This is a genomic window from Marinobacter sp. SS21, from assembly GCF_028369065.1.
GTDB lineage: Bacteria > Pseudomonadota > Gammaproteobacteria > Pseudomonadales > Oleiphilaceae > Marinobacter.
This window is the reverse complement of record NZ_JAQNDA010000001.1, coordinates 429,781-455,611: the sequence shown is the minus strand read 5'-3', so window position 1 is coordinate 455,611 and position 25,831 is coordinate 429,781. Positions and strand designations below refer to the sequence as shown.

Below are 25,831 nucleotides of genomic sequence, written 5' to 3'. Positions count from 1 at the left end.
CATGACCAACCACGCTTCCACCGTGACCGTGAAATATTTTGCCCGCCTGCGGGAACATCTGGGCATCGATACGGAACAGCTCGCCATTGCCGAGCAGAGCCGGGTCAGCGATGTCCTCGCCACCCTGTCCAGGCGCGGCGGCCCCTGGCAGGAGCTGGACAGTGACCGGCCGCTGCTGGTGGCGGTCAACCAGGCAATGGCCAAGACCAGCACAACCCTGGCCGATGGCGACGAAGTTGCGTTCTTCCCGCCGGTAACCGGAGGCTGAGATGGTTATTATCCAGACCAATGACTTCGACCACGCCGCACAGTACCAGGCGCTGCGCGCCGCCGGCCCGACCACCGGCGCCGTCGCCACCTTCACCGGACTGGTGCGGGACTTCGGCGACCAGAGCCAGGTCAGCGGGTTGTTTCTGGAGCATTATCCGGGCATGACCGAACGGGTCATCGAAGATTTGATCCGGCAAGCCTCACAACGCTGGGACGTGCAGGCGGTGCGGGTGATCCATCGGGTGGGCGAACTGGCCCTGGGCGACCAGATCGTGTTCGTCGGCGTCAGCAGCGCCCATCGGGGCGACGCCTTCGCCGCCTGCCAATTCATCATGGACGCGCTGAAAACCACCGCGCCGTTCTGGAAAAAGGAACTGGCGGCAGACGGGGACCACTGGGTGGAGCAGAAGGACAGCGACCTGGAACAGGCGCAGCAGTGGCAAGACGACACCCCCTAGCGGGTCAGTCGCCCAAATTTTCCAGCCGGTTACGATTAACCAGCGCCTCGGCGAAGGCATCGCAGTCCACCGCCCTGGCGGCGGCGACTTTCGCAAAACCCATCACCCGCCGGTCACCGGCCCTCAGCTGCCGCTCCAGCGCCCGCTGCAGCGCCACCGGGTAAACCCCATGTAGCGGGTGACTGCGCCCCTTGCAGCAGGCAATCACCGGCCGCCCGGGCTCAGCCTGATAGGCCGCCAGCAGCGCCTGGAACAGCGCTGCCGAAACCGCCGGGGTATCGCACGGGCACACCAATACCGCCTCCAGACCCTTGGCGTCGGCCGCCCGCAACCCCGCCAGCAGCCCAGCCAGCGGCCCTTGACCGACAAACTCCGCCGGGTCCGCCACTAACTGCGGCGCCAGGGTCCGGTAGAACGCTTCGGAGCGCCCGGTACTGATCACCACCGCCGGCACCACCGCAGCCAGGGCGTCCACCACCCAGGCTGCCATCGGCCGGCCACGCCAGAGCTGACGCCCCTTGTCGAGCCCGCCCATGCGGTGGGCCTCGCCACCGGCCAACATCAACCCCGCAATCGACATGTGCTACTCCGGATCACAAAAAAGCCGCCGGTGACCTGGGTCAAGGGCGGCTTTTGACTTCGGGCGGTTCCAATCAGAGGTTGCTATCGAGGAACGCAGCCAGCTGGGATTTGGACAGTGCGCCAACCTTGGTGGCGTCCACGTTGCCGTTCTTGAACAGCATCAGGGTCGGAATACCACGGATGTTGAACTTGGGCGGAGTCTGCTCGTTCTCGTCGATATTGAGCTTGCACACCTTCAGCTTGCCCTCGTACTCTTCGGCAATTTCTTCCAGTACCGGCGCAATCATTTTGCAGGGACCACACCACTCGGCCCAGTAGTCCACCAGTACCGGAGTATCTGCCTGCAGTACGTCCTGCTCAAATGACGCATCGGTTACGTTTACGATATTTCCGCTCATTGCCTTTTCCTGATTCCGGCACACTCGCGACAACACAATGAAACCATCACATTGTCCGCCATGTGCGTTGACTGGGTTGACAGCATACCGGCCATGGCCGGTCACCGCCCATTCTCGTTACGCGTTACTTTACGCGATTGATCCGCCGAATGTGAAGAGCTTCCTGGCTGCCGCTCACCGACCCGGGATCTCTCGCGACGTTGATCCAGCGCTGTTTGGGCCGCCTTGCCGCACCGCCCTTACTGACAGCCCACCGATATTTCGCTTATAGTTAGCGCAAAGGACCGCCGGCCGGGGCTCTGTAAGCCCAAGCCGATATGTGTACGCTCAAGTCAATATATGGCCTGGCAAGAGGATTTCAAGACACGTGACGGAACCAGACACCGCCACCCCGCCCGAACTGCTTGCGGCAATTGACCTGGGCTCGAACAGCTTTCACATGGTGGTTGCCCGCCTGGTCCACGGCGAGATTCGCACCCTGGAAAAGATGGGTGAGAAGGTTCAGCTCGGTGCCGGCCTGGACGACCGCAACCGACTGACCGAAGAAGCCCAGCAACGAGCCCTGGCATGCCTGAGTCGATTCGCCCAGCGGCTGAGCGGTATGCCGTCCGCTGGCGTCCAGATTGTCGGTACCAACGCCCTGCGCGTTGCCCGCAACGCCGGTGAGTTCCTGCAGCGAGCCGAGCAAGTCCTCGGCTTCCCGGTGGAGGTGATCGCCGGCCGGGAAGAGGCTCGCCTGATTTACCTGGGCGTCTCCCATACCCTGGCGGACGACGCCGGCCGCCGCCTGGTCATCGACATCGGTGGCGGCAGCACCGAATTCATCATCGGCGAGCGCTTTGAAGCCCGGGAGCTGGAAAGCCTGCACATGGGCTGCGTGTCGTTCCGCAATCGCTATTTTCGGGATGGCCAAATCAGCCGTCGTCAGATGGACCGGGCCGTCACCCATGCGGCCCAGGAACTGCTGCACATTCGCCATCGCTATCGCAGGCTGGGCTGGCGCAGTGCCGTTGGCTCATCCGGCTCCATCAAGGCCATCGCCAACGCCCTGGCCGCGCTGAAGATCACCGACGGCACCCTGACCTACCCGGCCATGAAGGAATTGCGCAAGCGACTGGTGAACTTGGGCCACATCGACCGACTCTCGGAAATGGGCGTGCGCGTCGAACGTCACAGCATCTTCCCTGCCGGCTTCGCCATTCTGATGGCGGCCTTCGAATCCCTGGGTATCGAAGAAATGAGCTACGCCGACGGCGCACTGCGGGAAGGTTTGCTGTACGACATTGTCGGCCGCATTCGCCATGAAGATGTGCGGGAAAGGACCATCCAGGCGTTGCAAGAGCGCTACCGCCTCGACCAGGACCACGGTCGGGCGGTGGAGGAAACCGCCATCGCCGCCTGGCAGCAGGTGGCTAGCGACTGGAACATCAACACCCCCACGGACGAGGATGTGCTGCGCTGGGCCTGTCGTCTGCACGAAATCGGTCTGACCATTTCCCACAGCCAGTACCACAAGCACGGTGCTTACCTGCTGCAGTACTCCGACCTGCCCGGCTTCAGTCAACAGCTTCAGCACGACCTGGCCACCCTGGTCCGCGGACATCGGCGCAAGTTTTCCAGCACGGTGTTCGACGGCACCGACCCGGAAGACTACCTGCGGTTGCGCAACCTGTGTGCGCTGATCCGGCTGGCGGTATTGGTGCAGCATTCCCATAACCAGGAGCCACCACCGGAGTTTCGCCTTGCGGCCGAGCCGAACCGGCTGACACTCACCTTCCCCAAGGGCTGGCTAGAGGAGCGACCGCTGACGCTGGCAGACCTGAAAAATGAGCGTGACTACCTCGCCAGACAGGAGCTGGAGCTGATTATCCGTTAGCCCCGCAAGAGCCTAGCCCAGGTTGGCCGCCATCGATTCGACGGTTTCACTGACCTCCAGCCACTCCATCTCCACCGCCTCCAGCTGGCTTCTGTGCTCAGCCTGGCTGGCCAGTAACGACTTCAACCGATCCTTGCTGGCGACCTCGTACAGATCCGGTTCGGCCAAGGCCTGCTCCAGCTCCGTCAGCGCCTGCTGGATGGTCTCCATGTCACGCTCCAGGGCGGTCTGGCGCTTTCGGAACGGGCTTAGCTGCTGGCGCAACGCCGCTTCGGCCCGCTTTCGGGCCTTGCGTTCATCCGCACTCAAACCGCCGATCGCATTTGCCGCTGCAGGCTCACTAGCCACACCCGTTCCGGCGGGACGAGGCGCCTCGTCCTTGCGCCGCTCCGCAAGCCAGCGCTCGTAATCGTCGAGATCGCCGTCGTAGGGCTGAACCCGGCCCTCATGAACCAGCCAGAACTCGTCCACCGTGTTGCGTAGCAGGTGGCGATCGTGGGAAACCACCACAATGGCGCCGTCAAAGTTCTGCAAGGCCATGGTCAAGGCCTGACGCATTTCCAGGTCCAGGTGGTTGGTGGGCTCATCCAGCAACAGCAGGTTGGGTCGTTGCCAGGCAATGGTCGCCAGCGCCACCCGCGCCTTTTCGCCGCCGGAGAAGGCGCGAATCGGCGACAGTGCCTCGTCACCGTGGAAGTCGAAACCGCCCAGGAAATTGCGGATGCTCTGCTCCGACGCCCTGGGGGACAAACGCTGCAGATGCAGGAACGGGCTCGCGTCCAGATCCAGCGCCTCGAGCTGGTGCTGGGCGAAGTAGCCCACCGCCAGATTCTCACCGGCGGTACGTTCCCCGCCCAGTAGCCTAGCCTCGCCGCGCAGGGCGTCGATCAGCGTCGACTTACCGGCGCCATTGGGGCCCAGCAGACCAATTCGGCTGCCTGGCAGCAGGCTCAGGGTGAGCCCGGAAAGCACCTCACGACCACCATGGCCGGCCACCCCGTGACGAATCGACAACAATGGACTGGAGACTTTCTCGGCCGCCGGAAACTCAAACGTGAACGGCGAATCCACATGGGCCGGGGCGATCTGTTCCATCCGCTCCAGCGCCTTGACCCGACTCTGGGCCTGCCGGGCCTTGGTTGCCTTCGCCTTGAAACGATCGATAAAGCGCTGAATCTCGGCAATACGGGCCTGCTGGCGTTCGTAGCCGGCCTGTTGCTGGGCCAGCCGCTCACTGCGCTGACGCTCAAAGGCCGAATAGTTGCCGGTGTACTGCTCCAGCTTTTGCCGGTCGAAGTGCACCACATGGCTGGCAACCCGGTCCATGAAGTCACGGTCGTGGGAGATGAACAACAGGGTACCCGGATACTTGCGCAACCAGCCTTCCAGCCACAGGCAGGCATCCAGATCCAGGTGGTTGGTGGGCTCGTCCAACAGCAACAAGTCCGACGGGCACATCAACGCCTGGGCCAGGTTCAGGCGAATCCGCCAGCCGCCACTGAAGGCCGAAACCGGTCGATCGACGTCGCTGTCGGCAAACCCCAACCCCCGGATCAGCGCCTCCGCTCGACGGGGCGCAGCCCAGGCCTCGTGCAGATCCAGCTCTCCGTGCAGCCGCGCCTGGGCATGATCATCGCCGTCGGCCTCCGCCTGCCGAAGCTCGGCTTCCAGCCGGCGTAGCACCCGATCACCATCGAGTACGAAATCCCTGGCGCTGCGGCTCGACGCCTCCAGCTCCTGGGCCATATGGGCAATCCGACAGCCGCCGGGCAGACTGACGTCGCCCTGTTCCTGGGCGAGCTGGCCCAGCAGAAGCTGAAACAGGCTGGACTTGCCGGCACCGTTGGCTCCGACGATCGCCACCCGTTCGCCACTCTGAACGCTGATGGTGGCGCGCTCTAGCAACCACACACCACCCCGTTGTAAACTGAGATCTGTTATCGTAAGCATGCGGGCATTCTATCAGGGATTCAGCGCCATCGGTTATCGTCAGCTATCCGTGGCTACCCGGATACACGTCCCCCCTGATCGCTATGCAAGAATGACCGCTTGAGGTTGCCATGGATGCCGATCCGGCCAATGCAACAGTACCACCCGAGCTCGACAATCCGTTGTGGCAGTACGCGCTAGCGCTGTGGTCCGACTCGACCATTGAAGCCTTGTGCCTGGCACTGCAGCAACGGGGGTGGAGCGTCACCCGAATTCTCTGCGCCTGCTGGCTCGCCAGCCGAGGCAGGATGTACAGCCAGGAACCGGCACCGGTTAACCAGTGGCGACAGCGGATCACCCAGCCACTGCGTGCCCTGCGGCAACATTTGCCCCGCAACGATGCCACCGTCTCTCGCCTGCGCAGCCGGGTGGCCATGGCCGAACTGGAAGCCGAGCGGGTTGAACTTGCCCTCGCCTACGGCGCATTGCCGGAGGCCAGCGAAGCGGCAGATGCAGCGGCTGCGGATGCCGTGATCTGGTCAAACCTGCGGGCTGCAGCACCCCAACATGACATCGACGCGGACACCAGAGAACTGATGACAGCCCTGATTCAACATTTGTCGCTCCATTCAACAGCGCACAGCGTCGACGGGACAACTCCATGCGCTGGTTGATCCGCCTGGCTTTTCCCGCCCTCGCCCTGTTGCTGCTGCTGATCACCTTCGGCATCAACGATCCCGACGCGGTCCCCGAAACCGCAGAATCGCCGCAACGCATCCCCGCGTTCGAAGGCCTGGTGCCGCCACCAACCCCCCAAGCCGGCCCGGAAATCATTTTCAAATGGCAGGACAGCGACGGCGGCTGGCACTACGCCGACCGGCCGCCAGAACAAGGCCAGTGGAACGCCCTGGCCATCGAGCCGGAGCAGCAACTCTTTGGCCAACAGGACAACGCCGGCAACAGCAATTGGCAGGAGCCCTACCGCGCCCCTTTTTCTTTAACCCCCCGCAACGATAGCTAATCCCTATTGCCTGTACCCGCTCGTCGCAGCCTACTAGAACAGCTCAAGGCCCCTTCGGTCGTTTTCTTAACGCAAGTTCAGTGGCATCTAGACCTCGAACCGGTTACCTTTGCTGTCACGAACTCATTGATTCAAGACAACAATCGATTCAAGACAAGAAAGGATGATTCCATGAAGAAGACATTAATCGCCCTGGCGGCGGCCGGTGTGCTCGGCGGCTGCAGCGCCACCACTCAGACCACCCCAGAGCCCGCGCTGGATTCCAACAGCGAAAAAGTGAGCTACGGCATGGGCCTGGTGCTGGGCGAGCGCATGCGCAATGATCTCCCCGACCTCCAGATGGCGCAGTTCCTGCAGGGCATCGAACATGGCCACGGCGGCGACGAGACCGTTAACCGCATGAGCCGTGAAGAAATCCAGGAAGCCCTGATGGCTTACCAGCAGCAGATGCAGGAAGAGCAAGTTGCCCAGATGGAACAGTTGGCGGAAGAGAACAAGACGGCCGGCGAAACCTTCCTCGCCGAAAACCGCCAGCGTGACGGGGTCATGACCACCGAATCCGGACTGCAATACGAAGTTCTGGAGGAAGGTTCCGGCGACAAACCCAGTGCCGAGGATCAGGTGCAGGTGCACTACACTGGCGAGTTGATTTCAGGTGATGTTTTCGACAGCTCCCGCCAACGCGGCGAGCCGGTCACTTTCGGCCTCAGCCAGGTGATTCCGGGCTGGACCGAAGGCCTGCAGCTGATGCCGGAAGGCAGTCGCTACAAGCTGTACATCCCGTCTGACCTGGCCTACGGCCCAGGCGGCAGCCGCAGCATCGGTCCGAACGAGACCCTGATCTTTGACGTTGAATTGCTGGCCATCAATCCGGAGTAAGCTCCGGCCTGCAAGCAACTCCGGCGCGCTCGTCCAGGCGCCGGATGCCAAAACCGCTCCGAGACCTTGGGAGCGGAGGTCGTCCGCCGCCTAGACCGAGGACGACAAGACCTTCTCTGCATGAACGTTGTGCAACTGTTCGATCAGGAAATCTTCCATTTCGAACCGGCTTTCGAGGGTCTCACCCAGCCGTGACAGCTCCTGAAACAGCTCTCGAAGATCATCACTGGTGAGCTTGTTGCCATCCAGGCGGTCATTGAAGTTCAAAGCCACCTCGGTGGTTTGCGCTAACCGGGGATAAACCTTGGCCGCCAGTTCCAGACCGCCATCGTTGAACTCCTTGGCCTCGCGGATCAGCTGCTCGTAGACTTCGAAGTGGCCGGCGGACACGTAATCCACCAGGATCTCGCACAAACGAACGAACTTATCCACCAGCCCGTTTTCGCTGGTCTGGCTATCCGTGCCGGAGAGTTCGCAAAAGTGAACGATCAGTTCCTGTCGCTCCTTCAGCCAGCGATCAATCAGATCGCTAACCCCACCCCAACGCTCCTTGGCACTGCGGCAATTCTCTAACATGATGCCTCCCGATTGCGGCCTTTTCGGTTATTGTTCTCGGTGTCTTTCAAATTACCCCAAGCCAACCGTCACCCGCAACAGCCCCGACGGGATATTTTCCAGGCCGTCAGCGAGTACCACCTGGACGCAGCAGCATGACCAACCCAGCCACCACCAGAACGCTAAAGAACACCGCCGTCCAGCCCGGGATACTCAGCCCCAGGAAACGCCACACCACCTCGGCGCAATCGCCGGTACCCTGCAAGGCGGTCTTTAACACCTCCAGCCAGGGTAAAACCTCCAGCATGTATTCCACCGATGGTCCGCAGGCCGGCACCTGATCCGCCGGCAGGCTCTGCAGCCAGAGCTGACGCCCGGCCAGCCCCAGGCCGACAGCGGCAAACAGGGTCAGCAGCAGGCCATAGACTCTTCGACCCACCGCAACCGGGTTGTGCAGTATCGCCAACAGACTAACCACAGCCACCGCCAGGAAGGCGTACCGCTGCAGCCAGCACAGTGGACAGGGCTCCAGCCCCATCACATATTCCATGTAAAAGGCCGTACCCAACAGCGCGGCACAAACCACAAATATCAGGGTAAATACCAACCGCTCACTCAAACGTGCGCCCTCATCCCAAACCTCTCCCTCGTGACGATGCTGCAAGCCAGGCCGCAGCCTGTTATTCTGACGATGCCAGCCAGCTCCGACTGGTCACTAAACCTCAAACCTGCAAGAACATCAAGCCTATGAACGTAATGTCATTATTGCGCCTGCTGGCCCTGGTTTGCCTGCTGCCCATCATCGCTGTCCCCGCGCTCGCACAGGACGGTGACGAGCCGGACAGCGAAGCCCGGGTGACCGATTACATCGAAATGGAGCCCGCCTTTGTCACCCACGTCGGGATACCGGACCAGAAAATCCAATACCTGAAGGCGGCGGTGACGTTACGGGCCACTCGGGAAACCACCCGCGCCGTTCTGGAGGTCCACATGCCTCGACTACGGCATGAGCTGGTGATGCTGTTCGGGGAACAGACCGATATGGAGCAGCTAAGTTCGGTCGAGGGCAAGCAGGCGTTGCGGGACGAGGCCCTGAAGCGGATCAATGCCGTGCTGGCAGAACAGCAGACGGGAGAAACCGTGGCCGACGTGATCTTCACCACCTTCGTAGTACAGCGCTAGATAGTACAGCGATAAATAGTGCAGCAATAAATAGTGCAGTGATAAACAGCACCGCGTTAAGTAACACAACGCCAGGCCCAGCAAAGCCAGGCAGTGCAATGCTCAATAGCACAACGCCAGGTGGTGTCACCGCAACAGGCGGGAAGACTTAACAGGGGCCGGCCCGGGTCTGCGGAATCAGGCAATACGGGACAGCAGGTCGCGGTTGGCGACGGCCTCCCGCGCCGTCTCTCGGGCATCTTCCCAGCCGGCTTCCCAGGCCGCGATGACGACCGCGCCACGATAGGGACAACGATCACACCCCATCCCCATGGCTGCGGCCATATGGCCCTGCCGATAGGCCTTGTTGAGCGTCTCCACATCCCAACCCAGATTGATTTCCCTGGCCATGCCCCCTCCCTTTCCCTTTCCCTTTCCCTATCCCTGACCGCGGCCGCGGCCGCGACAACAGTGCCGACCCAGGCAACTTCGGGCCGGACAGGCAGTAACAAAAGCTAACAGTGGCTTCCTGACATGACAAGCCGCTGTTCATTATTTGTGCGACAGGTCCGTTTTCTGCGTGACCTGGGGCCTACGAACCTCACAACAGCGGCGGCACCAGGCCGGCCGGGTAAATGCTGGCGACCACATGCGAGGCAATGTGGTCAGGCCAGGGACTGCGGCCATGGGCGACGGCTCACCGATCCGCCAGGTATTGCTCCAGGAAGCGGTCGAACGGCAGCGAATCGCTCTGCTCCAGTTCCGCCTGGCCGACCAGCGACTCCCGACTCATGGTATCGAACGCCTGCTGCACGTCTGCGGGCAGCGGCCGGGCCCGGAACTCGGCTTGTTGCTGTTTAGCCTGGGCCAGCGCCCAGTCCCGATGCCCCAGACCACTGGCCGTCATGGCCTCCATGACGCGGGCCGAAGGCAGATGGCCAGGATGCGCCAGCTTGTCCAGCTGCACCGCCAGAGCCTTGCGATACCGCTCGTCGCCGGTCAAGCCGTCCAGCTGTTCGGCCAGCGGCGTCAATCGGTCCAGCAGTGCCCGGGCCGCCGCTAACACCGGCTGCGCGCCGGCGCAGGAGGTCAGCATCAGATCCTCGGCACGACCACGACTGACCACGTCTTTGTAGCAATCGTCCAAATGCGCACACTCTTCGTCATCGATGCGCGGGCTGTCGGCGAGCAGGCAGTCAAGCAGGAACAGGTCGAGGAAATCCAGCTGCTCGGCGGTGACGCCGACCGGCGAGAACGGATCAAGGTCGAGGCAGCGAACTTCCACATATTCCACGCCACGGGCGTTGAGCGCCTCGATGGGTTTCTCTTCCCGCTCGGTGGTGCGCTTCGGCCGGATGGCGCTGTAGTACTCGTTCTCGATCTGCAGAATGCTGGTGCTGATCTGGATAAACTGACCATCCCGGCGTACGCCGAGTTTCTCGTAGTCCGGCCACGGCGTACGCAAGGCCCCAGCCAGGGTGGCGGTGTAAGTCTGCAGTTCATTGAAACAGATATTGAGCGAAGCCTGAGCGTTGTTATGGTAGCCTAGGTCGCCCATACGCAGCGAAGTGGCGTCGGCCCCATACCAGGTGGCTTCGTCCAGCCGCTTGAGGCCATGCTTCACATCGGCAACGAAGCTGGCATCCAGTGCCGGCGAGGCGCCGAACAGCAACATCAGCAGCCAGCTGCGACGACGGAAGTTACGAACCAGCCAGAAGTATTGCTCGGAACGGAAGTCCCGCAGGCTCTGACCATCTCCCAACGCCTGCTGCCAGCCCTGCCAGAAGCTGTCCGGCAAGGACAGGTTGTAATGGGCGCCGGCAATGCTCTGCATGATTCGGCCGTAACGCACGGCCAGGCCCTGACGATAAACGTGCTTGAGGCGGCCAATGTTGGAGCTGCCGTACTCGGCAATGGGAATACTGGCGTCGCCATCCAGCGCACAGGGCATACTGGCAGGCCACAGCACCTCGTCCCCGAGATGCTGGTGAACGTAGTGATGAATATCGTACAGGGTGTCGAGCAGTTCCCCGGTGCTGTTGCACACCGGGGTGATCAGCTCCAGCAGGGCCTCGGAGTAATCGGTGGTAATGCGGGGATGGGTCAGGGTCGAGCCCAACGCCCGTGGATGCGGCGTCTGCGCAATGAAGCCGTTGCGATCGACGCGCAGACCTTCCTTCTCAACCCCTTTGCGAAATCCGCTCCAGTGATTAGCGGACAGTTGGCGAAAAAGCTGGTGACGGGATTCCCCCATGCCAGACTCCTGCTGCACCGCGACCGGCACCGACGGTGGTACGGCCACGTTGAATGAATGGATGAGGTCTCGCGGAGCCTCGGCATAGCGCCTCCTGCGCCCCTGCGGTCAAGGCAAGGGCGATACAGGGGCGTTACTCAGAGCGACCTTAACGCCCCTTGCGCGCGGCAGCCATGGCCTGCGCCAGGGCACCGGCCATGGCCCCCTTCGGTTCGGGCTGACGTCCCTGCTGGCCTGAACGCTGCCCGGTGCGCGCGCCGGCACGGCTGCTGCCACGCTTGTCCTCTGCGTTTTTCTCTCCGGGCTGGTCGTCCATCCGCATCGACAGCGCGATACGTTTGCGCGGGATGTCCACATCCATCACCTTGACCTTGACGATGTCGCCGGCCTTAACCACATCCCTCGGGTCCTTGACGAACTCGTGAGACAGGGCGGAGATATGCACCAGCCCGTCCTGATGGACGCCGATATCGACGAAGGCGCCAAAGTTGGTGACGTTGGTCACCGTGCCCTCCAGCACCATGCCGTCCTTCAGGTCGGCGAGGGTTTCAACGCCCTCCTCGAAGCTGGCAAAGCGGAATTCCGGACGTGGGTCCCGCCCCGGTTTCTCCAGTTCGGCAATGATGTCCTTCACCGTCGGCAAACCAAACTGCTCGGTCACGTAATCCTCGGCTTTCAGGCTTCTGAGGAACACCGCATCGCCGAGGATGTCGGCCAGTGCACGGCCATTCTTGACGGCAATCGCCTCCGCCACGCCATAGGCCTCTGGGTGCACCGAGGAACGGTCAAGCGGATTGTCGCCTCCGGCAATGCGCAGGAAGCCCGCGGCCTGCTCGAAGGTGCGGCCGCCCAGACGGGCGACATCCAGCAGCTGCTTGCGGTTATTGAATACGCCATTGCGGTTGCGATGGTCGACGATATTCTGGGCGATGGACTGGTTCAATCCGGACACCCGCGACAGCAACGGTACCGATGCGGTATTGAGGTCGACACCGACACCGTTTACGCAATCCTCCACCACGGCGTCCAGGCTGCGGGCCAGCTGCACCTGGGAGACGTCATGCTGGTACTGACCGACACCAATGGACTTGGGTTCAATTTTCACCAGCTCCGCCAGCGGGTCCTGCAACCGGCGGGCAATGGACACCGCGCCACGAATGGTGACGTCCAGATCCGGCAGCTCCTTGGCGGCAAATTCCGACGCCGAGTAGATGGAGGCTCCGGACTCGTTGACCACGATACGGGCAAGGTTCAATTCCGGGTAACGTTTGACCAGGTCGGCGACCAGCTTTTCGGTTTCCCGCGACGCAGTGCCGTTACCAATGGCCACCAGCTCGATCTTGAACTGCCGGCACCAGGTGGCCAGCTGCTCAATGGATCGGTCCCACTGGTTCTTGGGCGCATGAGGGAAGATGGCGCCGTGGCCGGCCACCGCGCCGGTGCCGTCGATCACCGCCACCTTCACCCCGGTGCGCAGCCCAGGGTCCAGTCCCAGGGTTGGACGGGGGCCGGCCGGGGCCAGCAACAACAGGTCTTTGAGGTTGGCGGCAAACACATTGATGGCTTCGGATTCCGCGGCCTCCCGCACCTGGGCCATCAGGTCGGTATCGATCTGGGTGGACAGCTTGACCCGCCAGGTCCAGCGCACCACCTCGGCCAGCCATTTATCGGCCGCGCGGCCGTTGTCGCGGATACGCCAATGGGCAGCAATGCGCTGCTCCGCCGGGTGAGGCTGGCGACGGTCGTCTTCGACCTCGCCCACCACCAGACTGTAGGTCAGAATACCCTCGTTGCGGCCACGCAGTATCGCCAGGGCCCGGTGCGAGGGCACCTTCTTCAAGGCTTCGCTGTGGTCGAAGTAATCGCGGAACTTGGCCCCTTCGCTTTCCCTGCCGTCCACCACCGTGACCTTGAGCTGGCCTTCCTGCCAGATAAAGTCCCGCAACTGGCCAAGCAGCTCGGCATCCTCGGCAAAGCGCTCCATCAGGATATAGCGGGCGCCATCCAGGGCGGCCTTGGTGTCCGCCACGCCGGCCTCGGCATTGAGATAGCCTTGTGCCAGGGTCTGGGGGTCTTGGGTAGGGTCGTTGTAGAGCGCATCCGCCAACGGCTCCAGCCCCGCCTCGCGGGCGATCTGGGCCTTGGTTCGACGCTTGGGCTTGTACGGCAGGTAGAGGTCTTCCAGGCGATTCTTGGTGTCCGCGCCGTCGATGGCCGCCTTCAGTTCCTCGGTCAGCTTGCCCTGCTCGTTGATGCTCTTGAGGATGGCGCCACGACGCTCTTCCAGCTCGCGCAGGTAACGCAATCGTTCTTCCAGGGTGCGCAACTGACCATCGTCGAGGGAGCCGGTGACTTCCTTGCGATAACGGGCGATAAAGGGAACGGTCGCGCCTTCATCCAACAGGCCCACGGTTGCGTTGACCTGCTCCTCACGGACCCCGAGTTCATCGGCAATGCGCCGGGAGATACTGTTCATGCCACCTCTACACTGATGCTTTTCAACTGAAGCGCAAAAGGTACAGTGCGTTATTGCTGCAAGCAAGCCGCTTGGCTGTGGTTATGGAGGAAATCGATCAACTCCTGCCAGGGCATGGGGCGGGCAAAGTAGTATCCCTGTATTTCATCGCAGTGCTCCTGGCGAAGAAATTCCAGCTGACCGTCGGTCTCGACGCCCTCCGCCACCACACTGATCTGCAGACTGTGGGCCAGGCTGATGATCGCTCGAATGATATGTTCGGCATCCGCCGACCGCCCCAGTTGCTGAACGAAGGATTTGTCGATCTTCAGCAGCGAGATCGGCAGGTTCTGCAGGTTGCTGAGGGAGGAAAAGCCGGTACCAAAATCGTCCAGGGCGAAACTGACACCCAGCTGGTTGAGCTCTCTCAAGCACCGGCGCGCATAATCCAGATCGTGCATCATGGCGCTTTCGGTCAGTTCCAGCTCAATCAGACTGGTATCGACGTTGGCGTTATAGATAATGCGGAAGATGGTCTCGGTCATCTTGCGATCATGGAACTGGCGAAACGACAGATTGACCGCAAACACCAAGCCCGGGTAGCCGAGATCGGCCATCTGCTGCAGGCGGGCACAGGCCTGCTCGATCACCCAGTAGCCAATGGGCACGATCAGGCCGCTGCGCTCGGCGGCGGGAATGAATTCGTCCGGGCTCACCAGCCCCCGTTCCGGGTGATTCCAGCGGATCAGGCACTCCACCCCGCGCACGTCCTCGGTGGCCAGATCGATCCGCGGCTGGTAATACAGTTCCAGCTCATGACCGCGCAGGGCATTGCGCAAGTCGGCCTCCAGCCGCAGCTGGTAACCGGCGTTGATGTGCAACTGCTGGTCGTAGAAGCGATAACTGGTACCGGCATCGCGCTTGGCTTCAAACATGGCGCGGTTGGCTCGCCGCATGAGCGTTTCCGGGGTATCGCCCGCCTCCGGGTAGCTCGCCACACCGAGGCTGGCACTGACCAGCAGATTCTGGCCGGCAACGACAAAGGGGTCGTCCAGGCTGGACACCACCTTGCGGATGATCTGGCTGATCGCCAGGGAGTCCTCCACCTTTTCCACGATCACCGCAAATTCGTCACCGCCAATGCGCATCAGCGAATCCACCCGCCGCAGGCTGGTGCGCAGGCGATCGGCCAGCTTCAGGATCAGCTGATCGCTCTCCTGATAGCCGATGGACTCGTTCAAGCTGCGGAAGTTGTCGAGGTTGAGGTGCAACAGGGCCAGCCGTTGTCGGCCGCGTTCCGCCCGTAACAGCGCCTGTTGCAGACGATCGAAAAACAGATCGCGATTGATGAAGCCGCTGGCCACCTCCCGACGAAGCTGGCCCTGCTCAGTCTCGCCCAGCTGGCCGCGATACCACAGACAGCGCACCGCCCGGCGCAGGCTCCACGGGTCGAGTCCGGCTTTGCTGAGGTAATCCGCAGCGCCCTGCCCCAATAATTCGTTGGCCAGCTCCGCTGGCGACTCGGCACTGACGGCGAGTACCGGCTTGTCGTTGCCGGAAACGGCCAGATAGTGCAGGAAGGCCTTTTCCGAACCGCCGTGAAACACACAATCCCACAGAATGACATCGAAATGGGCGTTGCGCAGCAGGTCTTCGCAGTCCACCAGATCCGGACACCAGGTCAGATCGGTCGACAGTTCGCCATCCTCCGCCAGCAAAGCCCGATACCAACAGAAGTCGGTATAGTCGGGGCTCAGGACAAGAATTCGAACGCTGCTACTGCTCACCGGTTGTTTGGCCAACATCATCGTGGACGATCCCTTCCGCAGGGCGTTTTTCCTTTCACTGTGTTCAAGAATAGCCGATTGCCTAACAAGGTACAGCAACGCCGGCTGGTGTAGAATACTCGATCCCATTTTCCCTTGGCAGGTAGACCGTGTCTCAGCTCAATCCCCGTCAGCGTGAAGCCGTCCATTATGTTGACGGCCCCCTGCTGGTACTGGCCGGCGCCGGCAGCGGCAAGACCAGTGTGATCACCCGCAAAATGGCCTATCTGATCGAACAGGTGGGTATCCCGGGCCGCCACATCGCCGCCGTCACCTTCACCAACAAGGCCGCCCGGGAGATGAAGGAACGGGTCAGTCGGTTGGTGGACCGCAAGTTGGCCCGCGGGCTCACCGTGTCGACGTTCCACAACCTGGGACTCAACATGATTCGCGAGGAGCATCCGCACCTGGGCTACCATCCCGGCTTCTCGCTGTTTGACGCCGAGGATGCCAAGGCGTTGCTGCAAGACCTGATGTTCACCGAGGGCGGTGCCGACTCGGGCGATGAAGTCTCCGACATCCAGATGACCATTTCCAACTGGAAGAACGGCCTGCGCGGACCGGCCGAGGCGCTGAGCAAGGCCGCCGACGAACGGGAGCAGCGCATTGCGCTGATCTACGCCAAGTACAACGAGTACCTCAAGGCCTACAACGCGGTCGACTTCGACGACCTGATCCTGCTGCCGGTGCAGCTGTTTCGCAGTTGTCCGGATGTGCTCGACAAGTGGCGCCGAAAGATTCGCTACATGCTGGTGGACGAGTATCAGGACACCAACGTGTGCCAGTACGAACTGGTCAAGCTGCTGGTAGCGGACCGTGCCGCCTTCACCGTGGTGGGCGATGATGACCAGTCGATCTACGCCTGGCGCGGCGCCCGACCGGAGAACCTGGCCCAGCTGAAGGAAGACTTCCCCAGCCTGAAAATCACCAAGCTGGAACAGAATTACCGCTCCACCAGCCGAATTCTGCGCTGCGCCAATACCGTCATCGCCAACAACCCCCACACGTTCGAAAAGGCGCTGTGGAGCGATCACACCATCGGCGAAGAAATCCGCATCCTGCGCTGTCGAAACGAAGACGCCGAGGTGGATCGGGTGGCGACCGAGATCATCGACCAGAAACTGAAGCAAGGGCTGTCCTGGCGGGACTTTGCCGTGCTCTACCGGGGCAATCACCAGGCCCGGTTACTGGAAATGAAGCTGCAGGCGTATCAGGTTCCCTACCGGATTTCCGGCGGCCAGTCGTTCTTCTCGAAGAATGAGATCAAGGACGCCATGTCCTACCTGCGCCTATTGATCAACCCAGACGACGACGCCGCGTTCCTGCGGGTGGTCAATGTGCCGCGGCGGGAGATCGGGCCACGCACCCTGGAACAGCTCAGTCACTACGCCCGCAGCCGCAACGTCAGCCTGTTTCGCGCCCTCGGGGATCTGGGCGCGGAGTCCCACGTCACCGAGAAGGGCCTGGACCGGCTGCGCCGCTTCGCCCACTGGGTGGAGAACACCTGTCGACGGCTGCATGAGGACGACCCCATTCCGGTGATCAAGCAGCTGTTCACCGACATCGAGTACGAGGAATGGCTGCACCAGCACGCCGGTTCGCCCAAGCAGGCAGAGCGGCGCATGGACAACATCTGGTATCTGGTGGAGTCGGTGCAGCGGATGCTGGACGACGGCAAGGGAACCGCGGATGAGATCGGCATTGAGGACGCCATCAGCAAACTGATCCTGCGGGACATGATGGAACAGCGGGAGGAAGAGGATGACAGCGACAAGGTACAGCTGCTGACCCTGCATGCCTCCAAGGGGCTGGAGTTTCCCCACGTGTTCATCATGGGTCTGGAGGAGGAGATCCTGCCCCACCGCACCAGCATCGAAGAAGGCAATATAGAGGAAGAGCGCCGCCTGATGTACGTGGGCATCACCCGCGCCCGGGAAACCCTGACCCTGACTTACGCCGGCCAGCGCAAGCAGTACGGCGAGAAGATCGAAACCATCCCCAGCCGTTTCCTCGACGAGCTGCCGGAAGAGGACATCATCTGGCAGGGGCTGGGCGAGACCGACGCCGAAGCCAACCAGAAGAAAGGCAAGGCGACGCTGAGCGCACTGCTGGGGGATCTGGGGGCATAAAAAAGCACTCAGCCGTTGAAGTCCGAGAAAGCACCAAAAAAAGGGGGTCAGAACCTAGGTTCTGACCCCCTTTTTTTGCTTTTTGGTGCTCGGTCGAGCAACCAGGCGGTTACTTGCTCTCGCTCACCATGTACTCCACCGCCGCCTGGATTTCTTCATCCGGGCAGTTGGCGCAGCCGCCTTTGGCGGGCATGGCATTGAAACCGTTGATGGCGTGGCTGATCAGGGTGTCGAGCCCCTTGTCGATGCGCGCACCCCAGGCTCCGGCATCCCCTACGATTGGGGCTCCGGCGGCACCGGTAGAATGACACGCCATACACACAGCGTTGTAGACCGCGTCGCCGGAGCGGGGGCCGGCACTGGCCGTGGCCGCAGGCGCTGCGGCGGCACCGCATTCGTCGTCGCCCTGCAGGCAGACTTCACCAATCGGCGCAATGCGTGCGCGGATTTCATCTTCTACGTTCGCCATTGCTGCGCCGGCAGACAAGCCGAAAGCAAGCAGCACAACAGCCAGGACTCTCTTCATCTTCAATGCACCTCGCATTAGAGCGTTATAATAATCTGCGCGCATTATAGCGGCTGCCGCCGGGCAAAAAAACCAACACACCCCAAAACATGGAGTCACTCGTGTCAACCCCATCATCCCCTAGTCATACCAGACCCGCACCCTCAGCCCAACGCTGGCGCAAGCCGCTACTGGCCCTGGAGTTCACCGCCCTGGCCATCCTGGTGGGTTCCATGGCCATCCTCAGCAACCTCGGCCAGAGCGGTGAGCCGGTCAGCCCGGGCTGGCTGCTGGTCCCGGCCCTGGCCAGCCTGGGGGTCTTCGCCAGCTTCATCGGCCTGATGTACCTGCGCTGGGTGGTGGCCGCCAGCGCCGAACGCCAGCTGCGCCACAAGATCATCTTCGGCTTGTTGGCGCTGACCCTGCTCGGAGTTTGGGGCTACGGCATCGTCCGCACCTGGCTCAGCCTGGGCGGCTAATACTCCCTCAGCAGGGGCAGCCTGGTGCGCCCCTGCGGCCTCAGCCGTTTAACCGATCCATTTCCGCCAACAGCTCGGCGGTTTTCGCCTCCATCAGGCCGCGGTCTCCACGGGCCTCCACATTCAGCCGCACCACCGGTTCGGTGTTGGACATCCGCAGGTTGAAGCGCCAGTGCTCGAACTCCACGCTGAGGCCGTCCACATGACTGACCGACTTGGCCTGACCGCCGTAGGTCTGCTCAATGGCGGCAATCACCTGCGGTGGGTTGGCTATGGTGCGGTTAATCTCGCCACTGGCCGGGTAAGCCTCGATGCGGGCATCGATCAACGACGACAGCGTCTGGCCAGACTGGCACAGGCGCTCGGCCACCAACAGCCAGGGGATCATGCCACTGTCGCAGTAGGCGAAGTCGCGGAAGTAGTGGTGGGCACTCATTTCCCCGCCATACACCGCATCCTCATCCCGCATGCGCTGCTTGATGAAGGCATGGCCGGTCTTGCTTTCTACCGCCTCACCGCCGGCGGCGGCCACCAGATCCAGGGTATTCCAGGTCAGGCGCGGGTCGTGAATCACCCGCCCGCCACCGGACTTGCGCAGGAACTGGTCCGCCAGCAGGCCCACGATGTAGTAGCCCTCGATGAAGCGACCGTTCTCGTCAAAGAAGAAACAGCGGTCGTAGTCGCCGTCCCAGGCGATACCCATGGCGGCCTGGTGCTCAACCACCGCCTCCGCAGTGGCGGCGCGATTTTCTTCCAGGATCGGGTTCGGCACCCCATTGGGGAAGCGGCCATCGGGCTGGTGATGAACCTTGATGAAGTCAAACGGCAGCGCCGCCTCCAGGGCATCGATCACCAGACCGGCACCGCCATTGCCGGCGTTGACCACGATCTTCATGGGGGCAAGGGCACCGCGATCCACATAACCGAGCAAGTGCTCGACGTAGGCCGCCGCCACGTCCAGGACCTGGCTCCGGCCCGGTTCGGCGGCATCCTCAAACGGCGCCAGCACCCGGTCGCGGATGTCGTTCAGGCCATTGTCCGAACTGATGGGACGGGATTCCGGGCCCACCATCTTCATGCCATTGTGGTCCTTGGGATTGTGACTGGCCGTCACCATGATACCGCCATCCATCTGATAATGACTGGTGGCAAAGTACACCTGCTCGGTTCCGCACAGGCCGATATCGTAGACATCGGCGCCGGCTGCCATCAGGCCAGCACTCAACGCCTTGGCGATGTCAGGACTGGACAGGCGGATGTCATAGCCGACGATGACCTTACGGGCACCAGTGACCGCCACGTAGGCGCGGCCGATCAGCTCGGCCAGTTCCGGGTTCAGCTGCTCGGGCACACGGCCGCGCAGGTCATAGGCTTTGAAGCAGGACAGGTCCATATTGAAGCAATCTCCCAGGGTTTGCCCGTCACGAACGGCGGGGCTCACGAAACAAAAGCGCTATTTTAGCGGCAACGGGTGACAACTTCAGGAAAGATTGACAGCAGGGCAAGAATCCGTGGCGGGATTAACCAGGACGCCCCAGCGGGCGCCCCGGCAGTAATGTCTTATTCGGCGGAGTCCGACTGCAGCTGGACGTAATTCTGGATGCCCATCTGACTGATCAGCTCCATCTGGGTTTCCAGCCAGTCGATATGCTCTTCCTCGCTGTCCAGAATGCTGCGGAACAGTTGGCGACTGGTGTAGTCCTTCACCTGCTCGCAATACAGGATGGCCTCCTGAAGATCCTTATGGGCCGCCATCTCCAGTTTGAGATCGCAGCTCAGCATCTCTTCGACATTCTCGCCCACCAGCAACTTGTTCAGATCCTGCAGGTTGGGCAGGCCTTCGAGGAACAGGATGCGCTCGATCAGCGTGTCGGCATGCTTCATTTCATCGATGGATTCTTCGTACTCCTTGGCCGCCAGCTTAGTGATGCCCCAGTCTTTGTACATCTTGGCATGGAGATAATACTGATTGATTGCAGTCAGTTCGTTGGTCAGTACTTTGTTCAGGAACTGGATGACTTTCTTGTCACCTTTCATTGCCGGGTCTCCTCTCTCATATCGGCCAGAGAATTAAGGATAGACCCAAACCGCAGTAAGAAAAAACCGCAGCGGAAAATACTTCTCAATCAGGAAGTTGGAGGGGCCAAGCAGGAACTTGAAGGACGCCGGCGCCTCAGGCAGGCTGGGCAAGCATGTTCGCCATGGCGAGGTAGTCGGAGGTTTTGGTTTCCCGCAGAATTTCTCGGGCAGTACAGGCACAGCGACCGCATTGACGACCCACGCCCAGCTCCTTGCCCAGCTGACGCATGGAGTTCACACCATTCTCAACGGCTTCACGGATATCGCGGTCGGTTACACCGTGGCACAAACAAACGTACATAGTGAAAAACTCTTGAGGTCGTCAAAGTTAGTGATAATTATTGTTATTTGCATATCGTATTGCAAGCCTTTTCAGGACAAAAATCGTGCAACTTTGACCACCAGAAACCAAGCCATTGCTACCAAAGGCTTTTTAAACGCGCGTTGCGACCGCTTCGGCTCGGCCAGCATCACTCAAGGCAGGTGGGCCCGAGTCAGATTACGGTGACCGCTCTCGCAGACCAGCACGTTATCCTCGATACGCACGCCGCCGCAGGGCATCAATTCGTCGAGCAGCGGCCGATTCAGATGCCCACCAAGCCCGTCCTGCAGTAACGACTGCAACAGCGCCGGTATGAAGTACAAGCCAGGCTCCACGGTCACCACCATACCCGGCTCCAGGGTTCGGGTGCAGCGCAGGAACGGCGCATCCGGCGGTGGCGGAGTGGGCTTGCCCGCCACATCGTGGACCTGAACCCCCAGCAAATGGCCCAGACCATGGGGAAAGAAGGCCCGGGTAATGCCCTCTGCCACCAGGGTTTCCTCGTCCAGGCCATGAACCAGATCGGCGGCCTGCAACAGTGCCGCCAGCCCCAGGTGCGCGATCCGGTGCAACTCAACAAACGCCGTCCCCGGCGACACCGCCTCGCACAACCGTCGCTGCAGCGACTCCAACCCGGCCACCAGGGCCTGAAACCGGCCCTGCCCCACGCCGGCGGTGGTACGGGTGATATCGGAACCGTAGCCCCGATAGCGGTAACCGGCATCAATCAGCAGGCTGCGACTGCGCTCCGGCGGCGCGTTGTCGGCCTGCTGGTAGTGAAGAATTGCGGCGTGCTCATTCAGCCCGACGATGCTGGGATACGGTGCCAGCGGTTCCGGCTGACGGGTGGCCGCCTGGTACGCCAGACGGATGTCGAATTCACTGCCGCCATTGTGGAAGGCGCCGATGGCCGCCCGATGCCCTGGCGCGGCGCGGGCGTTGGCGATGTCCAGACACTGCACTTCGTAGGGCGTCTTGCGAACCCGGGCCTCCTCCAAATTGGCCAACAACTGCGGCGGGTTATGGTCGCCCGCGATCCCCGCCAGGGTGACGGGATCCCCCACCACCGCCAACCGGCCACAGTGATCCAGCGTCGGCGTGCCCGGTGTTGAGGTGAGATAGATGTCCATGGCCTCGAGCCAGGGATCATCCGGCAGCTCGGCGCGGGCATGCCAGAAATCATCCGGCGCATAGACCCACAGGGTCGGCCTGGCGTTCGGCCGCACCAGCAGCCAACTGTGCTCCAGCTGGGGCCAACCGGTCCAGTGCACAAAAGGGCCGAAGCCCTGGTAGGGATAAGCCTGATCGTCGGCGTAGCGCATCGGCGCCGCCCCGGAGCTGATCAGCAGGGCGTCGTACTGGTGCGCCTCCAGCGCCTGACTGTAGCGTTGTTGCAGAATGTCTATGTGATCGCACTGCAGCGATTGCAGGTTTTCGTTATTCACAGCACCCTCAAACCTTGTAAACTTCCCGCCTCCACACCGAACCATTCAGTGTAAACTGTTAAAAACTATAGCTGGATTCCCCCCATGGCGCTCAAGGCAACCATTTACAAGGCCCAACTCAATATTGCCGACATGGATCGGTCCCATTATGCCGACCACCATTTGACGCTGGCCCTGCACCCCTCGGAAACCGAAGAGCGCATGATGCTGCGACTGATAGCCTTTGCTCTTCACGCCACCGACACCCTGGAATTCACCAAAGGCATCAGCACCGACAACGAACCGGATCTTTGGCAGAAGGACCTCAGTGACGACATCGAGCTGTGGATTGATCTCGGTCTACCGGAAGAAAGCCGAATCCGAAAGGCCTGCAATCGGGCCCGACAGGTGGTGCTATACACCTACGGCGGCCGCGCCGTGCCCCTGTGGTGGGACAAGATCCACGGCAAGCTTACCCGTTTCGACAATCTCTCGGTGGTGAATTTCCCCCAGGAAGCCTGCGCCGGTCTGGCGGAACTGGCTCACCGCTCCATGCAGCTGCAAATCACCATCCAGGATGGCGAGGTGGGCATCAGCGACGGCGAGCGGCACGTGCAGATTGAACCGGAGCCAATCCCGTTGCGCTAAATCCCTCCCGGGGGCTGGACAGAGCCATTCTTCGCACGTAAGATTGCGGGCTCGAAATCAACGCCACCGGCTTGATTTCATTCCGCCCGTAGCTCAGCTGGGCGGAATCAACGGAAGCGTAGCTTTCGTCCGCTGAAGCGGCCCTTGCGATGCAACGCAAGGGACTGGACCCCGAAGGGGGAGCGCGTCGCGCGCTATCCAGTACTCCGAAGCCTGAGCCAGGCTCCCAATGTTCGGAGCTTGCAGTATCCAGATAACCGCCCGTAGCTCAGCTGGATAGAGCGCTGCCCTCCGGAGGCAGAGGTCAGAGGTTCGAATCCTCTCGGGCGGGCCATATTCCACAAAGGAGCCCCGCCAAGTGCGGGGCTTTTTTGTGGAATACGGTTTGTCGGAGGGCTTTGATGAGAACCTCCGGTTCGACAAACGGCGCCAGCCGTTTGGACGTCGGAGCATAGCGACGACGGGGCAAAGCCCCGAAGATCGCCCTAAGGCGAGCTGAGTCTATCCTCTGTTCGCCAGCAAGCCCCAATTGCGAGTTCACGCCCACCTCCAGTTCGCCCGGAGCAACCCGCCATCGGCACCGAGGCCGCGTTCCGAAAATCGGTTCTGCAATCGTTGGCCTGGCACCAACCAATCATTAATGTAGATCCGACCCCGATTATTCGATCCGACCCCGATTATTCCGACCCCGATTATTCTCAGAGCGCCTGATACCCGAGCGCACTCTTCGGCGAGCGCCCCCAGCGCAAAAGTGATACCGTAGCCCGGCTTAACGTACCAACGGATCGGGAACTGATGGCTTTATCGAATCACCTTCGCCGCTTGCTTTTGTTACTGCCCCTGGCATCTTCCTCGGTATCCGCAGATTCACTCCAACTCGGTACCAACTGGCTGTATTTTGATTTCCGGGAAGAGAGCCCATCGGGGGCGACCCTGAATCAGGAGCAGGGTGATTTGCCGGGTGTTTATCTCAACTGGCATCGGGATCTCGGACGCCGGTTCTGGCTGGAACTGGACGCTGGCTATAACCGGGGCCAGGTTCAATATGATGGCCAGACCCAGGCCGGCGTGCCTCTGACCACCTCTACCCGTCAACGGTTGATCCACTACGATGGTCGCCTGGGGGTCCACCTTGAGAGCCCGACGCTGACCTGGCGGCCGTACCTGATGGCCCGATACCAACGCTGGGATCGCTCCATCCAGTCTTCGGGGTTGTCGCTGCAGCTGGATGAGTTCTATCGCTGGTGGGAAATCGGTGCCGGCGTGGCGGCCTGTGCGCCGGCGCAAACGTGGTTTTCAAACTTTTGCGTCGATGTTGCAGCGTTCCTCACCCATTCCGGGAATGTCAGGGTGGCCGCGGCGGCTCTCCCGGGCGGCGAGCCGGAATTGTCGTTGGGCGACGGCGAGGGCTATCGGCTACAGCTCCACTGGTCACCGCCGCCCTGGCCGGAGGTCAACGTGTCGCTTTTTCGGGAGGCCTGGGATTTCGGTGATGGCGACGAGGAACTCACACGCCTGGGGCGCTTGCTGGTGCGTATTCGGGAACCGGCCAGTGAGAGCGTGCGCCAGGGCATTCGCGTCGGGCTGAAATTCTGACGCCGGGGCGCGGGACCCCGGCGTGTGGTGGTTTACATTTGAGGAAGCAGCGTTGCACTGCCTTTGAAGGTCACGGTGTAGTCCGCACAGCCACTGAAGGTCAGAGTGGCCACCAATCCGGTCGAGTCACTGACGTCGATGGTACCCGCAGAGAAGCCGCCTCCGGAACACAGCATCAGACCGCTGCCATTGAAATCGACATACCCCAGCTCCTGATCATATACCCGAGCGCTGAGCTGGTAGCCGGAAAACTCGTCGCCAGAAACGGACACGTTGGTCACCCGGTACAGCTTACCATTGCTGCCGGTGAACTCGGAGCTGTAGCTGCAGTCGTCCAGGTACTCTCCGGTGCAGGAGAGTGAGCCCTTCTCAATATAGGTTTCGCCGTCGGACTGGATGTTCAGGTCGAAATCGGCCGCGTAGGCAGTGACCGTGTCACCACTGACCGTCAGCTGCAGATTGACGATGCCGTTGATGACCATGTTGGCGCCGTTTTCCAGCGGCTCACAAAAATCGTTATAGGTGACTACGAAGTCGGTATCGCTGTTGGCCTTGCCGGTGGCTGTCCCGCCACAGCTTCCTTCGACGGTTTCCGTCATGAAGGCCGTCGCGGTGGCATTGGCCAGCGCCAGTTCGAGGGCGTGTTCGACCACGTATTGAGTGACGGAGTTGTCGTTCACGTCCGCCGCGAGAGGTAAAGCGAGCGCGGCGTTGGCATAAATTGACTGGCTCGATGCCTGGCGCGTGGCTTCGGCGGCGGATTCCGCCTCGGCCTCGGTGGTTAAGGTTGCTGCTGTGGTTTTAAAAGTGGCGTCGTTATCATCCGAGTCGCCACCACCGCCTCCGCAGGCGGTCAGCCCGAGGGTGGCGGTCAGTAACAGCAGGTAACCGAACCTCTGCAATCCTGCGGCGGTTTGTCGCGTATATTCCATTGAACCTCTCTCCCATGTGTACAGTACACCCCCGGCGGAGGGCGAGCGTGCCT

General features: G+C 61.5%; 26 protein-coding genes and 1 tRNA gene. 12 read left to right on the top strand and 15 right to left on the bottom strand.

The features are described 5' to 3' along the window. The first annotated feature begins 1 nt into the window (after nt 1). Nucleotides 2–268, top strand: coding sequence for a molybdopterin converting factor subunit 1 (gene moaD / locus N6L25_RS02025; protein ID WP_271977361.1), 267 nt, complete (start codon nt 2–4; stop codon nt 266–268). A 1-nt stretch (nt 269) separates the two neighbouring features. Then, nucleotides 270–728 (top strand): molybdopterin synthase catalytic subunit MoaE, encoded by a 459-nt coding sequence (gene moaE, locus N6L25_RS02020; RefSeq protein ID WP_271977360.1) that lies wholly within the window; start codon nt 270–272, stop codon nt 726–728. Nucleotides 729–732: 4 nt separating this feature from the next. On the opposite strand, the gene mobA is transcribed toward moaE, so the two are convergent. Continuing rightward, the gene (gene mobA, locus N6L25_RS02015; RefSeq protein WP_271977359.1) at nt 733–1,308 is read right to left on the bottom strand and encodes a molybdenum cofactor guanylyltransferase MobA; all 576 of its coding nucleotides are present in this window, start codon (nt 1,306–1,308) and stop codon (nt 733–735) included. Nucleotides 1,309–1,381: 73 nt separating this feature from the next. Further along, on the bottom strand, nt 1,382–1,708 hold the full coding sequence (trxA, locus tag N6L25_RS02010) for a thioredoxin TrxA (protein ID WP_091812847.1): 327 nt from the start codon (nt 1,706–1,708) through the stop codon (nt 1,382–1,384). A 367-nt stretch (nt 1,709–2,075) separates the two neighbouring features. Between trxA and ppx the strand changes: the two genes are divergently transcribed. Further along, entirely contained in the window at nt 2,076–3,584 is a 1,509-nt protein-coding gene (ppx, locus tag N6L25_RS02005) for an exopolyphosphatase (RefSeq protein WP_271977358.1), read from the top strand. A 12-nt stretch (nt 3,585–3,596) separates the two neighbouring features. Here ppx and N6L25_RS02000 read toward each other — a convergent pair whose 3' ends face one another. Next, a complete protein-coding gene (locus N6L25_RS02000; RefSeq protein WP_271977357.1) occupies nt 3,597–5,534 on the bottom strand; it encodes an ATP-binding cassette domain-containing protein in 1,938 nt (645 codons plus the stop codon). 110 nt (nt 5,535–5,644) lie between these two features. On the opposite strand from N6L25_RS02000, the gene N6L25_RS01995 reads away from it, so the two are divergent. The 3 genes from N6L25_RS01995 (at nt 5,645) to N6L25_RS01985 (ending at nt 7,413) form a co-directional block, all read left to right on the top strand. Further along, nucleotides 5,645–6,187, top strand: coding sequence for a TIGR02444 family protein (locus tag N6L25_RS01995; RefSeq protein WP_271977356.1), 543 nt, complete (start codon nt 5,645–5,647; stop codon nt 6,185–6,187). Continuing rightward, nucleotides 6,175–6,534, top strand: a complete 360-nt coding sequence (locus N6L25_RS01990; protein ID WP_271977355.1) for a DUF4124 domain-containing protein — start codon at nt 6,175–6,177, stop codon at nt 6,532–6,534. Before N6L25_RS01995 ends, N6L25_RS01990 begins: the two co-directional genes overlap by 13 nt. A 171-nt stretch (nt 6,535–6,705) precedes the next feature. Further along, nucleotides 6,706–7,413, top strand: coding sequence for an FKBP-type peptidyl-prolyl cis-trans isomerase (locus N6L25_RS01985; protein ID WP_271977354.1), 708 nt, complete (start codon nt 6,706–6,708; stop codon nt 7,411–7,413). Between the two features lie 90 nt (nt 7,414–7,503). Here the strand turns inward: N6L25_RS01985 and rsd are convergent, their stop codons facing one another. Then, the gene (rsd, locus tag N6L25_RS01980) at nt 7,504–7,989 is read right to left on the bottom strand and encodes a sigma D regulator (RefSeq protein ID WP_271977353.1); all 486 of its coding nucleotides are present in this window, start codon (nt 7,987–7,989) and stop codon (nt 7,504–7,506) included. Nucleotides 7,990–8,095: 106 nt separating this feature from the next. Further along, on the bottom strand, nt 8,096–8,587 hold the full coding sequence (locus N6L25_RS01975; protein WP_271977352.1) for a disulfide bond formation protein B: 492 nt from the start codon (nt 8,585–8,587) through the stop codon (nt 8,096–8,098). A 128-nt stretch (nt 8,588–8,715) separates the two neighbouring features. Here N6L25_RS01975 and N6L25_RS01970 point away from each other — a divergent pair, with 128 nt between their 5' ends. Continuing rightward, nucleotides 8,716–9,150: a flagellar basal body-associated FliL family protein gene (locus N6L25_RS01970; protein WP_271977351.1), complete on the top strand. Its 435-nt coding sequence runs from the start codon at nt 8,716–8,718 to the stop codon at nt 9,148–9,150. A 177-nt stretch (nt 9,151–9,327) separates the two neighbouring features. Here N6L25_RS01970 and rmf read toward each other — a convergent pair whose 3' ends face one another. The 4 genes from rmf to N6L25_RS01950 all read right to left on the bottom strand — a co-directional run bounded on the left by rmf (nt 9,328) and on the right by N6L25_RS01950 (nt 15,643). Beyond that, entirely contained in the window at nt 9,328–9,540 is a 213-nt protein-coding gene (gene rmf, locus N6L25_RS01965) for a ribosome modulation factor (RefSeq protein ID WP_271977350.1), read from the bottom strand. 286 nt (nt 9,541–9,826) lie between these two features. After that, nucleotides 9,827–11,383 carry a glutamate--cysteine ligase gene (gene gshA / locus N6L25_RS01960; protein WP_271977349.1) on the bottom strand — a complete coding sequence of 519 codons (1,557 nt, stop codon included), beginning with the start codon at nt 11,381–11,383 and terminating at the stop codon, nt 9,827–9,829. Nucleotides 11,384–11,531: 148 nt separating this feature from the next. Further along, nucleotides 11,532–13,859 carry a Tex family protein gene (locus N6L25_RS01955; protein WP_271977348.1) on the bottom strand — a complete coding sequence of 776 codons (2,328 nt, stop codon included), beginning with the start codon at nt 13,857–13,859 and terminating at the stop codon, nt 11,532–11,534. Between the two features lie 50 nt (nt 13,860–13,909). After that, nucleotides 13,910–15,643 carry a GGDEF domain-containing response regulator gene (locus N6L25_RS01950; RefSeq protein WP_334312376.1) on the bottom strand — a complete coding sequence of 578 codons (1,734 nt, stop codon included), beginning with the start codon at nt 15,641–15,643 and terminating at the stop codon, nt 13,910–13,912. 131 nt (nt 15,644–15,774) lie between these two features. On the opposite strand from N6L25_RS01950, the gene rep reads away from it, so the two are divergent. Next, nucleotides 15,775–17,793, top strand: a complete 2,019-nt coding sequence (gene rep / locus N6L25_RS01945; protein ID WP_271977346.1) for a DNA helicase Rep — start codon at nt 15,775–15,777, stop codon at nt 17,791–17,793. 109 nt (nt 17,794–17,902) lie between these two features. Here the strand turns inward: rep and N6L25_RS01940 are convergent, their stop codons facing one another. Continuing rightward, nucleotides 17,903–18,319, bottom strand: coding sequence for a c-type cytochrome (locus tag N6L25_RS01940; RefSeq protein WP_271977345.1), 417 nt, complete (start codon nt 18,317–18,319; stop codon nt 17,903–17,905). A gap of 101 nt (nt 18,320–18,420) precedes the next feature. Between N6L25_RS01940 and N6L25_RS01935 the strand changes: the two genes are divergently transcribed. Next, on the top strand, nt 18,421–18,777 hold the full coding sequence (locus N6L25_RS01935) for a hypothetical protein (protein ID WP_442915195.1): 357 nt from the start codon (nt 18,421–18,423) through the stop codon (nt 18,775–18,777). Between the two features lie 40 nt (nt 18,778–18,817). On the opposite strand, the gene N6L25_RS01930 is transcribed toward N6L25_RS01935, so the two are convergent. The 4 genes from N6L25_RS01930 to pepQ all read right to left on the bottom strand — a co-directional run bounded on the left by N6L25_RS01930 (nt 18,818) and on the right by pepQ (nt 22,668). Then, on the bottom strand, nt 18,818–20,170 hold the full coding sequence (locus tag N6L25_RS01930) for a phosphomannomutase (RefSeq protein ID WP_271977344.1): 1,353 nt from the start codon (nt 20,168–20,170) through the stop codon (nt 18,818–18,820). Between the two features lie 167 nt (nt 20,171–20,337). Then, nucleotides 20,338–20,814 (bottom strand): bacterioferritin, encoded by a 477-nt coding sequence (gene bfr / locus N6L25_RS01925; RefSeq protein WP_271977343.1) that lies wholly within the window; start codon nt 20,812–20,814, stop codon nt 20,338–20,340. Between the two features lie 136 nt (nt 20,815–20,950). Beyond that, the gene (locus N6L25_RS01920; protein WP_271977342.1) at nt 20,951–21,157 is read right to left on the bottom strand and encodes a bacterioferritin-associated ferredoxin; all 207 of its coding nucleotides are present in this window, start codon (nt 21,155–21,157) and stop codon (nt 20,951–20,953) included. A gap of 173 nt (nt 21,158–21,330) precedes the next feature. After that, the gene (pepQ, locus tag N6L25_RS01915) at nt 21,331–22,668 is read right to left on the bottom strand and encodes a Xaa-Pro dipeptidase (protein WP_442915194.1); all 1,338 of its coding nucleotides are present in this window, start codon (nt 22,666–22,668) and stop codon (nt 21,331–21,333) included. A gap of 39 nt (nt 22,669–22,707) precedes the next feature. On the opposite strand from pepQ, the gene N6L25_RS01910 reads away from it, so the two are divergent. The 3 genes from N6L25_RS01910 to N6L25_RS01900 all read left to right on the top strand — a co-directional run bounded on the left by N6L25_RS01910 (nt 22,708) and on the right by N6L25_RS01900 (nt 24,846). Then, nucleotides 22,708–23,250, top strand: a complete 543-nt coding sequence (locus N6L25_RS01910) for a YaeQ family protein (protein WP_271977340.1) — start codon at nt 22,708–22,710, stop codon at nt 23,248–23,250. Between the two features lie 257 nt (nt 23,251–23,507). Then, nucleotides 23,508–23,584, top strand: a tRNA-Arg gene (locus N6L25_RS01905). Between the two features lie 461 nt (nt 23,585–24,045). After that, complete coding sequence (locus tag N6L25_RS01900; protein ID WP_271977339.1) at nt 24,046–24,846, top strand: hypothetical protein; 801 nt, start codon at nt 24,046–24,048, stop codon at nt 24,844–24,846. Between the two features lie 32 nt (nt 24,847–24,878). Here the strand turns inward: N6L25_RS01900 and N6L25_RS01895 are convergent, their stop codons facing one another. Then, nucleotides 24,879–25,778 carry a hypothetical protein gene (locus N6L25_RS01895; protein ID WP_271977338.1) on the bottom strand — a complete coding sequence of 300 codons (900 nt, stop codon included), beginning with the start codon at nt 25,776–25,778 and terminating at the stop codon, nt 24,879–24,881. Between the last annotated feature and the right edge of the window lie 53 nt (nt 25,779–25,831).

Bases quoted from the DNA above. Each gene is read 5' to 3' on its own strand.
- rmf (WP_271977350.1), bottom strand. From the start codon at position 9,540: ATGGCCAGGGAAATCAATCTGGGTTGGGATGTGGAGACGCTCAACAAG.
- N6L25_RS01895 (WP_271977338.1), bottom strand. From the start codon at position 25,778: ATGGAATATACGCGACAAACCGCCGCAGGATTGCAGAGGTTCGGTTAC.
- N6L25_RS01955 (WP_271977348.1), bottom strand. From the start codon at position 13,859: ATGAACAGTATCTCCCGGCGCATTGCCGATGAACTCGGGGTCCGTGAG.
- N6L25_RS01985 (WP_271977354.1), top strand. From the start codon at position 6,706: ATGAAGAAGACATTAATCGCCCTGGCGGCGGCCGGTGTGCTCGGCGGC.
- N6L25_RS01910 (WP_271977340.1), top strand. From the start codon at position 22,708: ATGGCGCTCAAGGCAACCATTTACAAGGCCCAACTCAATATTGCCGAC.
- moaD (WP_271977361.1), top strand. From the start codon at position 2: ATGACCAACCACGCTTCCACCGTGACCGTGAAATATTTTGCCCGCCTG.
- gshA (WP_271977349.1), bottom strand. From the start codon at position 11,383: ATGGGGGAATCCCGTCACCAGCTTTTTCGCCAACTGTCCGCTAATCAC.
- pepQ (WP_442915194.1), bottom strand. From the start codon at position 22,668: ATGGTTCGGTGTGGAGGCGGGAAGTTTACAAGGTTTGAGGGTGCTGTG.
- moaE (WP_271977360.1), top strand. From the start codon at position 270: ATGGTTATTATCCAGACCAATGACTTCGACCACGCCGCACAGTACCAG.
- trxA (WP_091812847.1), bottom strand. From the start codon at position 1,708: ATGAGCGGAAATATCGTAAACGTAACCGATGCGTCATTTGAGCAGGAC.
- N6L25_RS01950 (WP_334312376.1), bottom strand. From the start codon at position 15,643: ATGTTGGCCAAACAACCGGTGAGCAGTAGCAGCGTTCGAATTCTTGTC.
- N6L25_RS01930 (WP_271977344.1), bottom strand. From the start codon at position 20,170: ATGGACCTGTCCTGCTTCAAAGCCTATGACCTGCGCGGCCGTGTGCCC.
- rsd (WP_271977353.1), bottom strand. From the start codon at position 7,989: ATGTTAGAGAATTGCCGCAGTGCCAAGGAGCGTTGGGGTGGGGTTAGC.
- N6L25_RS01990 (WP_271977355.1), top strand. From the start codon at position 6,175: ATGCGCTGGTTGATCCGCCTGGCTTTTCCCGCCCTCGCCCTGTTGCTG.
- N6L25_RS01900 (WP_271977339.1), top strand. From the start codon at position 24,046: ATGGCTTTATCGAATCACCTTCGCCGCTTGCTTTTGTTACTGCCCCTG.
- N6L25_RS01995 (WP_271977356.1), top strand. From the start codon at position 5,645: ATGGATGCCGATCCGGCCAATGCAACAGTACCACCCGAGCTCGACAAT.
- N6L25_RS01970 (WP_271977351.1), top strand. From the start codon at position 8,716: ATGAACGTAATGTCATTATTGCGCCTGCTGGCCCTGGTTTGCCTGCTG.
- bfr (WP_271977343.1), bottom strand. From the start codon at position 20,814: ATGAAAGGTGACAAGAAAGTCATCCAGTTCCTGAACAAAGTACTGACC.
- mobA (WP_271977359.1), bottom strand. From the start codon at position 1,308: ATGTCGATTGCGGGGTTGATGTTGGCCGGTGGCGAGGCCCACCGCATG.
- N6L25_RS01940 (WP_271977345.1), bottom strand. From the start codon at position 18,319: ATGAAGAGAGTCCTGGCTGTTGTGCTGCTTGCTTTCGGCTTGTCTGCC.
- N6L25_RS02000 (WP_271977357.1), bottom strand. From the start codon at position 5,534: ATGCTTACGATAACAGATCTCAGTTTACAACGGGGTGGTGTGTGGTTG.
- N6L25_RS01920 (WP_271977342.1), bottom strand. From the start codon at position 21,157: ATGTACGTTTGTTTGTGCCACGGTGTAACCGACCGCGATATCCGTGAA.